This is a genomic window from Mesorhizobium sp. WSM4828, from assembly GCF_055811175.1.
The window spans coordinates 51375-63163 of record NZ_JBVVQK010000017.1 but is presented as its reverse complement, the minus strand read 5'-3'; the positions used below and the strand labels follow the sequence as shown (position 1 = coordinate 63163).

Annotated in this window: 7 protein-coding genes; 6 read left to right on the top strand and 1 reads right to left on the bottom strand. The window is 62.1% G+C overall.

Going from position 1 to position 11789, the window contains the following annotated elements; all coding sequences use genetic code 11:
- The first annotated feature begins 127 nt into the window (after positions 1-127).
- The 4 genes from AC0L2X_RS19685 to AC0L2X_RS19670 all read left to right on the top strand — a co-directional run bounded on the left by AC0L2X_RS19685 (position 128) and on the right by AC0L2X_RS19670 (position 6692).
- Complete coding sequence (locus tag AC0L2X_RS19685) at positions 128-1780, top strand: ABC transporter substrate-binding protein (protein WP_473559819.1); 1653 nt, start codon at positions 128-130, stop codon at positions 1778-1780.
- Positions 1781-1999: 219 nt separating this feature from the next.
- A complete protein-coding gene (locus AC0L2X_RS19680; protein ID WP_473559818.1) occupies positions 2000-3034 on the top strand; it encodes an ABC transporter permease in 1035 nt (344 codons plus the stop codon).
- An 11-nt stretch (positions 3035-3045) separates the two neighbouring features.
- A complete protein-coding gene (locus tag AC0L2X_RS19675) occupies positions 3046-4203 on the top strand; it encodes an ABC transporter permease (RefSeq protein WP_473559816.1) in 1158 nt (385 codons plus the stop codon).
- Positions 4204-4268: 65 nt separating this feature from the next.
- On the top strand, positions 4269-6692 hold the full coding sequence (locus AC0L2X_RS19670; protein WP_473559815.1) for a dipeptide ABC transporter ATP-binding protein: 2424 nt from the start codon (positions 4269-4271) through the stop codon (positions 6690-6692).
- Positions 6693-6711: 19 nt separating this feature from the next.
- Here AC0L2X_RS19670 and AC0L2X_RS19665 read toward each other — a convergent pair whose 3' ends face one another.
- A complete protein-coding gene (locus tag AC0L2X_RS19665; protein WP_473559814.1) occupies positions 6712-7302 on the bottom strand; it encodes a transglycosylase SLT domain-containing protein in 591 nt (196 codons plus the stop codon).
- 217 nt (positions 7303-7519) lie between these two features.
- Between AC0L2X_RS19665 and AC0L2X_RS19660 the strand changes: the two genes are divergently transcribed.
- On the top strand, positions 7520-9058 hold the full coding sequence (locus tag AC0L2X_RS19660; protein WP_473559812.1) for a trimethylamine methyltransferase family protein: 1539 nt from the start codon (positions 7520-7522) through the stop codon (positions 9056-9058).
- Positions 9059-9279: 221 nt separating this feature from the next.
- Positions 9280-11721, top strand: a complete 2442-nt coding sequence (locus tag AC0L2X_RS19655) for a GcvT family protein (RefSeq protein ID WP_473600266.1) — start codon at positions 9280-9282, stop codon at positions 11719-11721.
- Positions 11722-11789 lie beyond the last annotated feature (68 nt).

The following is an 11789-nucleotide window of genomic DNA, read 5'->3' as shown; positions in this document are numbered from 1 at the left end:
TATCGCGCGAACCGCCCTGCTTTCAAAGTTGCACATTCCTTGGCATGTTCCCAATCCGTGCCGTCTTTGACATCATGGCGCGGATGCGGAATGTTAAAAGGCAGAAAGCCAACAATGGGAGTTAGTCATGACGATCTACAAGAGTAACGGCGACCGCGTTCCCGATCACATCCTGGCCATGGCCGAAGACGCCAAGGCAGGCAAGATGGATCGTCGCGAATTTCTGGCTCTCGCCAGCGTCTTCGGCGCCTCGACGGCGATGGCCTATGGCATGCTTGGCCTTGCAGACCCGACGCCGGCCAGGGCGGAAGAGGTCCAGGGCAAGAAAGGCGGCGTATTGAAGGTCGCGCAATGGATCAAGGATCCGAAGGATCCGCGCAAGTCCGACTGGTCGGAAATCGCCAATGCCGAGCGCCAGGCGCTCGAGCCGCTGGTCAAATATACCACCGAATACACGTTCCGCCCCTATCTGCTGGAGAGCTGGGACGTGAATGACGACGCTACCGAATACACGCTGCATGTGCGCAAGGGCGTCACCTGGAACAATGGCGATCCGTTCACCGCAGACGATGTGATCTTCAACCTCAAGCGTTGGGCCGACAAGAAGGCCGAAGGCAATTCCATGCCCGGTCGCCTCGGTTCGCTGGTCAAGGACGACAAGCTGGATGAGAGCGCGGTGACCAAGGTCGATGACCACACGATCAAGCTGACGCTCAGCAAGCCGGATATCGCCCTCATTCCCAACGTGTGCGACTATCCCGGCCTCATCGTCCACAAGACGTTCGATGAAAAAGGCGGCGACTTCAAGTCCTGCCCGATCGGCACCGGGCCGTTCGAGCTCGTCTCCTACGATGTCGGCCAGAAAGTGGTCTACAAGCGCCGCGAAGATAATAAATGGTGGGATGGTGACGTCTTCCTCGACGGCATCGAGTTCATCGACTACGGCACCGATCCGGCGGCCATGGTCAGCGCCTTCGAAGCAGGCGAGGTGCACACCAACTTCGAGACCTCGGCCGACTATGTGTCGATCCTCGACGGCATGGACCTGGTGAAGTCGGAGATCGTCACCGCCTCGACGATCGTCTGCCGCACCAATGTGACCAACAAGCCTTACGGCGACCAGAAGGTTCGCAATGCGCTGCAGCTCGCGGTCGACAACAATGTCGTCCTCCAGCTCGGCTACGGTAACGCCGGCACGGTTGCCGAAAACCACCATGTCGCCCCGATCCATCCGGAATACTACGAATTGCCGAAGATTGCTCGCGACCCGGCCAAGGCGAAGGCGCTGATGGCGGAAGCCGGCCAGGCCGATTTCGAGCACGAACTGATCACGGTCGACGAGGACTGGCACAAGAACACAGGCGATGCGATCGCCGCGCAGATGCGCGACGCCGGCATCAAGGTGAAGCGTACGGTGCTGCCGGGTTCGACGTTCTGGAACGACTGGACGAAGTATCCGCTGTCGATGACCAACTGGAACATGCGGCCGCTCGGTGTCCAGGTTCTGGCGATCGGCTATCGTACAGGTGAAGCCTGGAACGAGACGGCCTGGTCGAATCCGGAGTGGGATGCCAAGCTCAACGCTGCGCTGGCAGTTGCCGACGCAGCCAAGCGCAAGGAAATGATGAAGGATATCGAGCAGATCCTGCAGGATTCCGGCATTATCATCCAGCCTTATTGGCGCAAGCTCTACAGCCATTCGGTCAAGGCGGTGCAGAACTACAAGATGCACCCGACCTTCGAGCGCGACTACGGCAAGGTCTGGCTCGAACAGGCCTAACCGGACGATCCGGAAAGGGGCGTCTCGCCCCTTTCCCTCGCTCTTTGCATGGTCCTTGGACCGGAGGTCGGCGCAGCAAAAAGTTGCGGACTCTTCGGCCGGGGTCTGCAATAAAAAGGGTATTGCATCTGGGACTGGTCTGAAGGCTTGTTCTGCCGCTGCGGCAGGGCACGGCTTGCAAACCGGTTCCACCCCCAACCCGACCGGCAGGGGACCGCCATGCTTTCTTTCGTTATCAGGCGTCTCGGCACCATGGCATTGACGATGCTGTGCCTGACGATGATCGTCTTCTTCCTGGTCAATCTCGGGCCCAACCTGAAGAAGCTCGCGATCAGCCAGACCGAAATGCACACATCCGCCGAGCAGCTTGAGGCTTGGCTGGTCAACCATGGCTATCGGCAGAATTTCTTTGTCCGCTACGGCCAATGGCTGGGCATCATGCCCAAGCAGCCGGTGACCGACCCGGCGACCGGCAAGCCCGCACAGCGTTTCTCCTTCTGCAACGATCCGGCCGTGCCGACATTCTCCGGCATCCTGCAAGGCGATTTCGGTTGCTCGACCAAGTTCAAGACGACGGTCGCTTCGAAACTCTTTCCGGCGCTCAGCGCCACCGGCATCCTGATGCTCTGCGTGCTGGCCGTGATGGTGCCGATCTCGCTTTTGATCGGTATTCTCGCCGGCATGCGCGAGGGCTCACGCACCGACCGTACATTGTCGGTGGCTTCGATCGCCTCGACGGCGACGCCCGAATATGTTTCGGGCGTCATCTTTACCGTCATCTTCGCCTCCTGGCTCGGCGTGCTGAATGGTTCGGCGGCCTCGGCCAGCCAGGGCATCACCTTCTACAATTTCACCTTGCCGGTGATGACGCTGGCGATCTACGGCATCGGCTACATCGCCCGCATGACCCGCGCCTCGATGGTGGAGGTGATGACGCAGCAGTATATCCGCACCGCCCGGCTGAAGGGCCTCTCCTTCGGCAGCGTGGTGATAAAGCACGCTCTGCGCAACGCGCTGATCGCACCCTTCACGGTAATCATGCTGCAGTTTCCCTGGCTGCTCACCGGCGTCGTCATCGTCGAGGTGATGTTCCGCTACCAGGGGTTCGGCTACACGCTGGTCGAGGCCGCCGGCAACAACGACATCGATCTTCTGCTCGGCTGCTCGCTGGTCTCGGTGTTTATCGTCCTGATCACACAGCTCATCTCCGATGTCGGCTACGCGTTCCTCAATCCGCGCATCAGAGTTCAATAGGAGACCGGCGGATGCAGGTCGAATATCTCAGCGCCTTCAACGTCGTACTCGGCGTGCTTACCCGCTTCTGGCCGGTCTGGATCGCTCTCGCCCTGGTGATGGGGACGACCTTCGGCTACAAAAAGAAGCTAGGTCTTTACGGCCAGCTTTTCGACAGCGGCGTCGGCATCGTCGGCGTCGGCATCTGCCTGTTCTGGCTGTTTACAGCGATCTTCGCGTCGACGGTCGCGCCCTTCGATCCGCTCGCCCAGGTGCCGATCATGAAGGACGCGCTGCCTGGCGCAATCGATCCGCAATCGGGGCTCGCCTATCTCTTCGGCGGCGACAAGCTCGCCCGTGACGTGTTCTCCCGCATGGTCTACGGCAGCCAGATCGTGCTGATCATCGCGCCGGCGGCCACCGGTTTTGCGCTGATGGTCGGCATCACGCTCGGCCTGCCGGCCGGCTATTATGGCGGCAAGATCGATACGGTGCTGTCCTTCCTCGCCAACCTTGTGCTGGCCTTCCCGGTGATCCTGCTGTTCTACCTGCTGGTGACGCCGGGCATCATGGACACGCCGATCCCCTACGCGATGGCCGGGCTGTTCTTCCTGTTTCCGATCATCTTCTTCAGCGTGCTGTTCTGGACGCGCTACAAGAACCGGCCCGACCGCCTCTATATCCTGCTTGGCCTGACGTTGGTGGTTGGCGGCTGGATCTATGCCGGCCTTGTCTTCGATGCCGATCCGTTCAAGATCATCCACATCGATCCCAACCAGCTCAATATCTTCGTGGCGGTGGTGTTCGCCTCCAGCCCGGGCGTGTTCCGCATCGTGCGCGGCCTGGTAATGGATATCAAAACGCGCGACTATGTTGCGGCGGCGCAGACGCGCGGTGAGTCGCCCTGGTACATCATGCTGTGGGAGATATTGCCCAATGCGCGCGGGCCGCTGATCGTCGACGCCTGCCTGCGCATCGGGTACACCACGATCCTGCTCGGCACGCTCGGCTATTTCGGGCTGGGCCTGGCGCCGGAAAGCCCGGACTGGGGCACGGCGATCAAGGATGCCAGCCGGCTGCTGCGCTCCTTCATCCACCCGGCGCTGCCGCCGACGATCGCATTGATGTCGTTCGTGCTCGGCCTCAACCTCCTGGCGGATTCGTTGCGCGAACAGTCTATGAAAGATTGATTCCGGGGAAAGATCGATGCCGGGTTCGGCCCGACATGGTTGAAGAACAAGGATTGGAGCGACCCATGAATGAGGCAGTTCGAAATCCCGCCAAGCCGACCAATGGGCCGACCAATCGGCCGATCATCGAGATCGAGAACCTGTCGATCTCCTTCTTCACCCGCAAGGGCGAGATCCCGGCCGTCATGGATTTTTCCTGCACGGTCATGCCCGGCGAGGCGATGGGCATCGTTGGCGAATCCGGCTGCGGCAAGTCGACCGTGTCGCTCGGCATCATGCGTGACCTCTCCAACATCGGAAAGATCGTCGGCGGAAAGATCAAGTTCCAGGGCAAGGACATGGGAGAACTGTCCGACGAGGAGCTGCGCGCTATCCGCGGCAACAAGATCGCCATGATCTACCAGGAGCCAATGGCCAGTCTGAACCCGGCGATGAAGGTCGGCCAGCAGCTAATGGAAGTGCCGCTGATCCACGACAAGGTGTCGAAGGACGAAGCTTATAAACGCGCTTTGGAAATGGTGCGCGCGGTGAAGCTGCCGGATCCCGAGCGCATCATGCGTTCCTACCCGCACCAGCTTTCCGGCGGCCAGCAGCAGCGCATCGTCATTGCCATGGCGCTGCTGTCGAAGCCGGCGCTGCTTCTGCTCGACGAGCCGACGACGGCGCTCGACGTGACGGTTGAGGCCGGCATCGTCGACCTGGTCAAGGGGCTGGGCGAGAAGTTCGGCACCTCGATGATCTTCGTGTCGCACAATCTCGGCCTGATCCTGGAGACCTGCGACCGCATCACTGTGATGTATTCGGGCGAAGCGGTGGAGACGGGCAAGATCAAGGACGTCTTCGACCGGATGCGCCATCCCTACACGCAAGGCCTGTTCCGTTCGATCCCGCTGCCGGGCGCCGACAAGAATTCGCGGCCGCTGATATCCATCCCGGGGCAATTGCCGCTGCCGCACGAGCGGCCGAAGGGCTGCAATTTTGGCCCGCGCTGCCACCATTTCGTCGAGGGCGTCTGCAACGCCGCCGAAATTCCGATGATCGCGGTCGAAGGCCATGACGGGCATTTCTCGCGCTGCGTGCGCTTCAACGAGATCGACTGGGAGGCGCTGCCGCCCGGCGCCAAGAAGGTCAACGAGCGGGTGGTGCCCGGTGCGCCGGTGCTCCAGATCGAAGACCTGCGGAAGTACTACAAGGTCGGCGGCAGCGAAGTGTTCGGCTCGAGCGAGGGCCGCGTCGTCAAGGCCAATGAGACGATCTCGTTCATGGCGCGCGAATCCGAGACCGTCGCCATCGTCGGCGAATCCGGCTGCGGAAAATCGACCCTGGCCAAGGTGCTGCTCGGCCTCGAAACGGCAAGCTCCGGCCGCGTCAAGCTCGGCAACAAGGAGATCCAGTCGACCGGGATCGAGAAGCGCAGCGTCGACACGGTGTCGTCGATCCAGATGGTGTTCCAAAATCCGTTCGACACGCTCAATCCCAGCCATTCGGTCGGTTCGCAGATCATCCGGACGCTGGAAAAATTCAATGTCGGCGACACGGTGGCCGACCGACGCAAGCGGATGCTGGAACTGCTCGATCTGGTGAAGCTGCCAAGGGCGTTCGAGACGCGGAAGCCGCGCCAGCTTTCAGGCGGCCAGAAACAGCGCATCGGCGTTGCGCGTGCCTTTGCCGGCGACGCCAAGGTGGTGGTGGCGGACGAGCCGGTCTCGGCGCTGGATGTGTCGGTCCAGGCCGCGGTGACCGAGCTGTTGATGGACATCCAGCGCAAGAACAAGACGACGATGCTGTTCATCAGCCACGATTTGTCGGTGGTGCGCTACATCGCCGACCGCGTCGTCGTGATGTATCTCGGCTATATCGTCGAGCAAGGCACGACCGACCAGATATTCGCGCCGCCCTATCACCCCTATACCGAGGCATTGCTGTCAGCGATCCCGATCGCCGACACCAGCGTGGTCAAGAAGCACATCGTGCTGGAGGGCGACATCCCTTCGGCGATGAACCCGCCGCCCGGCTGTCCGTTCCAGACGCGCTGCGGCTACAAGAAACTGGTGCCGGACAATCTTTGCGAAACCAAGGTGCCGCCAGTCAAAAATCTCGGCGACGGCCATATGAGCCTGTGCTGGCTGTCCGACGACGTGCTGGCCAAAATGGAGCCGGTGATCAAATTCGACAAGGAGCACGCCGCGAACGAGGGTGTGCCCGAGGATGCAAACCACGGTGTTGGCCCGGGCTTTGCCGGTGATCCGCCCAAGCGCCCGCATGGCAAGACCGGCAGCGTTGAAGCCGATGCCGAGGGCCAGGCAGCGGAGAATGACGAAGCGGTCGCCAAGGCCCGCCGTCACGAGGTTCGCGACGAGGTTTCAGAGACCGGCGGCACCTCAAGCTCTGCCGATAGCGCGGTGGCACCAATCACGCCGCCGACAGTCGGCGACGGTCGCCAGGCCGAGGACGCCACGCGCAAGCCGCGCAAACCCAAGGGCGGCTGAGAGCCGTTAATATGCTAGACTACGGCGGGCACTGGCGTAGCTGAGCGGCGTAGTCCTGCGCCATCTGCTCGGTGGCATGCGCATAGCGCTGCACATCGGCGTCGCCGCGATTGCCGCGCTTGTAGGCGTTCCAGCCGAGATAGTAGGCGAGATACAGATTGTATGTGTCGTTGCGGGCGACGCCGAGGGTGTCGGCGGTTTTCGAATGATACCAGCCGACGAAATCGACCGCATCGGCAAACCTGGTGCGCCGCGCCGCCCAGCTGCCGGTCTCGTTCTGGTATTGCTCCCAGGTGCCGTCGAGCGCCTGCGAGAAGCCGGTGGCACTGGAGATATGTTTCCAGGGAATGAAGCCCAGCAGCTTGGTGCGCGGCGGCCTGGCATTGCTCTTGAAGCCGGATTCCTTGCGCACCGTCGCCATCAGCACGGGGACCGGCACACCGTATTTCTGCTCGGTGCGTTGTGCCGCCGCCTGCCAGTTGTCGAACCAGCCGTCATTCTGGTCGAACACGGCGCAGACATCGTTGATGTGGTTCGGCGGCGTCGCGCAGGCCGAAAGCGCCAGCGGCCCGGCGATCGCTACAATTTTACTAAAACTCGACCTACGCATGGAAGAGCATTAGGCCGAAAACATAAAAGGAATCTTGCTGCGTTCCTTAACGGCTCATCGACCGCTTTGGGTGGCACTGAGCAAGTATAAACATTCCGACGCTTGTTGTCGCTTTTACCGATGTGCAATTCCCGCAATGGCGCCTTGGCTAAAATCACGCCCGCAGGTGGCGGATTCTTGACAGCTCGATCCTCGTGCCGGCGCTTTGATGCGCCGCATGAGCGAACCAAGACGCAAGCGCGGCGCCGAGCGAACCAGCAACAGGGGACCGACCGCCATCCCGCAACTGCTGCTCAGGCGGGTGACAAATCCGTATCCACCGATGGCGATGCTCTCGGCCGACCAGATCGAGGCGATCCACCAGGCGTCGATGCATATCTTGGAGAATTTCGGCATCGAGGTGATGAGCCCGCGTGCGCTGTCGCTGTTCGAGAAGGCCGGGGCCAAGGTCGATCATGCCTCGATGAACGTCCGCATCGATCGCGGCATGATCGAGGAAGCGCTGAAGACGACGCAGTCCAGCTATACGCTGACGCCGCGCAATCCCGCCCATGCCGTCCACCTCGGCGGCAATACCATCAACTTCACGCTCGTCGCCGGGCCGCCGAATGTGCACGACATGGAGCGCGGCCGCCGTGCCGGCAATTTGCGCGATTATTCCGATCTCGTCCGGCTGGCGCAGCATTTCAACTGCATCCACATGCTAGGTAACCAGGTCTGCGCGCCGATGGAACTGCCGGCGAATTCCCGTCATCTCGACACCTATTTCGCCAATCTGACACTGACCGACAAAAGCTTTCACGTCTCGGCCATTGGCCGCGGCAGGGCGCTCGACGGCATCGAAATGATGGCAATCGCGCGCGGACTGACGCTTGACGAGATGCGCGACGATCCCGGCGTCACCACGATCATTTCGGTCAACTCGCCGCGCCGTTTCGATGAGATGATGGCCGAGGGGCTGATGACGATGGCCGAGTTCGGCCAGTCGGTGGCGGTAACGCCATTCACGCTGATGGGGGCGATGAGCCCGGTGACGCTTGCCGGCGCGCTCGCCCAGCAGAATGCCGAGGCGCTGTTCGGCGTGGTGCTGACGCAGCTCGTCCGCCCCGGCGCGCCGGTGATGTATGGCGCCTTCACCTCCAATGTCGATATGAAATCGGGAGCGCCCGCGTTCGGAACGCCTGAAAACACCAAGGCGAATATCGCGTCCGGACAGTTGGCGCGGCGTTACAGGCTGCCTTACCGGACGACGCCGGGCTCGGCTTCCAATGCCGCCGACGCGCAAGGCGCTTATGAGACGCTGATGGCGCTGTGGGGCGCGGTGCTCGGCCATGGCAACCTCATCTACCATGCCGCCGGCTGGCAGGAGGGCGGGCTCACTGCGTCGTTCGAAAAGTTAATCATCGACGTCGAGATGATCCAGCACATGATGGAGTTTTTGCGCCCGATCGAAGTCAACGAGGCCGAGCTTGCCGTCGAGGCTCTGGGTGCGGTGCCGACCGGCGGCCACTTCTTCGGCGAGCCGCACACGCTGGAGCGCTACGCCACGGCCTTCTACCAGCCGATGCTGTCCAACTGGCAGAACTACGAGGCCTGGCAGGAGGCCGGTGGGCTCGACGCCACGGCGCGTGCGACGAGGCTGTGGAAGAAGGCGCTGGAGGACTATGTCGAGCCGCTGATGGAACTCTCCAGGCGCGAGGCGCTTGAGGCGTACGTGGCCAAGCGCAAGGAAGCGATCGGGCAAAGCGAGCCGTGATGGTTGAACGTCGGCGCTGCCCCTCACCCTTACCCTCTCCCCGTGAAGAACGGGGAGAGGGGGGCGTCGGCGTTGGAGCTAGACCCTTCTCCCCGTTCTTCACGGGGAGAAGGTGCCGGCAGGCGGATGAGGGGCAGCGCCGAGCTTAGGAACTCTGAATTGACCTCTCCCCTCTCGAATCCACTAACCCATCCAATTCTTTGAAATAACGAGAAAATCCCATGAAATCGCATGCAAAGGTCGTGGTTATCGGCGGTGGCGTCGTCGGGTGCTCCGTGCTGTTCCATCTGGCCCGTCACGGCTGGACCGACATCGTGCTTCTGGAGCGCGATGAATTGACCTCCGGTTCGACCTGGCACGCGGCCGGCGGCATGCACACCATCAATGGCGACCCCAACGTCGCCAAGCTGCAGAAATACACGATCTCGCTCTACAAGGAGATCGAGGAGCTGTCCGGCCAGGCGACTGGCGTGCATCTGACTGGCGGCGTCTTGCTGGCGGCGACCGAGGCGCGGCTCGACTGGCTGCGCGGCGTCGTCGCCAAGGGCCGCTATCTCGGCATCGATCTCGAGGAGATATCGCCTGATGAGGCGGCCGGGCTGATGCCGCTGCTCGATCCCAAGCAGTTCGTCGGCGCTGTGCGCAACAAGGAGGACGGTCATCTCGACCCGTCCGGCGTTACCCACGCCTACGCCAAGGCCGCGAGGAAGCTTGGTGCCGAGGTCGAGCGCTTCACCAAGGTCGAGGACATCGTGCGACGCGCCGACGGGTTGTGGCGTGTCATTACCAACAAGGGCGAGGTGGTGGCCGAGCATGTGGTCAACGCCGGCGGCCTGTGGGCACGCGAGGTCGGCCGCATGGTCGGGCTGGAGCTGCCGGTGCTGGCGATGGAGCACATGTACCTGATCACCGAGGACATGCCGGAGGTGGCCGCCTGGAACCAGAAGACCGGCACGGAGATCATCCATGCAGTCGACTTCGATGGCGAACTGTATCTGCGCCAGGAGCGCGGCGGCATGCTGATGGGCACTTACGAAAAGGCCAACAAGCCATGGTCCGAGTTCCAGACGCCGTGGAATTTCGGCCACGAGCTGCTCGAACCCGACATCGACCGCATCGCGCCATCGCTGGAGGTCGGCTTCCGGCATTTCCCGGCCTTCCAGAACACCGGCATCAAGCAGATCATCAACGGACCCTTCACCTTCGCACCGGACGGCAATCCGCTGGTCGGGCCGGTGCGCGGCCTGCCGGGGTTCTGGGTGGCCTGTGGTGTCATGGCGGGGTTCTCGCAGGGCGGCGGCGTCGGGCTGGCGCTGTCGAACTGGATGATCGAAGGCGATCCCGGCGCCGATATCTGGGCGATGGATGTGTCGCGTTACGGTGACTGGGCGACGATGGCCTACACCAACGCCAAGGTGCGCGAAAACTATTCGCGGCGGTTTTCGATCCGCTTCCCGAACGAGGAACTACCGGCCGGACGGCCGCTCAAGACGACACCGGTCTACGATCTGTTGTCGGTCAAGGGCGCGCAATGGGGGGTCGCCTATGGGCTGGAGGTGCCGCTCTGGTACGCGCCCGAAGGCGTCAAGGACGAATTCTCCTGGCGCCGCTCGAACGATTTTGAGCATGTCGCCAAAGAAGTGGAGACGGTTCGGCAAGGCATTGGCCTGTCGGAAATCTCGTCATTCGCCAAATACAGGGTAACCGGCGCGGGCGCTGCAGCCTGGCTCGACCATCTGCTGGTCTGCAAGCTGCCAAGGCCCGGCCGCATGACGCTGGCGCCGATGCTGAAAGAGGACGGCAGGCTGATCGGCGATTTCACGCTGGCCAATCTCGGCGGTCTAAATTCTGAAGATGACGATTGGTTCCTGGCCGGCTCCGGCGTTGCCGAGCAGTACCATATGCGCTGGTTCGAGGGGCATCTGCCGAAGGACGGCTCTGTCAGCATCGAGGCGCTCGGCGCAAAACTGACCGGCTTGTCGATCGCCGGGCCGAGCGCGCGGAACCTTCTTGAAAAGGTTACGCAGGCGGACGTATCCAATGCCGCGTTTCCATTCATGGCCATCAGCAAGATGGATATCGGCATGGCGCCATGCCTGGTCGGACGTGTCAGCTATACCGGCGATCTCGGCTATGAAATGTGGGTGGCGCCGGAATATCAACGCGCCGCCTATCAGGCGCTGGTGGCGGCGGGCGAGGAATTCGGCATCGGCCTGTTTGGCTCGCGCGCCCTCAACGCATTGCGGTTGGAGAAGAATTACGGCTCGTGGGCGCGCGAATACCGGCCGATCTATGGGCCGTTGGAAGCCGGGCTCGACCGCTTCGTCGCCTACGGCAAGCAGGCCGATTTCATCGGCAAGCAGGCGGCGCTGGCCGAGCGCAAGCAAGGCGGCAGACTGCGGCTGCGGGCCTTTGTCGTCGATACCGTCGATGCCGACGTCATCGGCGACGAGCCAATCTGGTATGGCGGTGCCGTGCGCGGCTGGGTCACATCAGGCGGCTACGCGCATCACTCAAAAAAGTCCGTCGCCATCGGCTATGTGCCGAAAGAGATCGCCGACGACGTCGAAGGTTTTGAAATCGAGCTATTGGGCAAACGCCACGCCGCGCGCATGCAGCCGACCCCGCTGTTCGACGCGAATTTCGAGCGGATGCGTGGGTGAGGAACCGGTTCGCGCAGCGAATTCGCCGTGCCGGTGGCATGGCGAAAGGGAGGAAGAAGTCTCGCGAC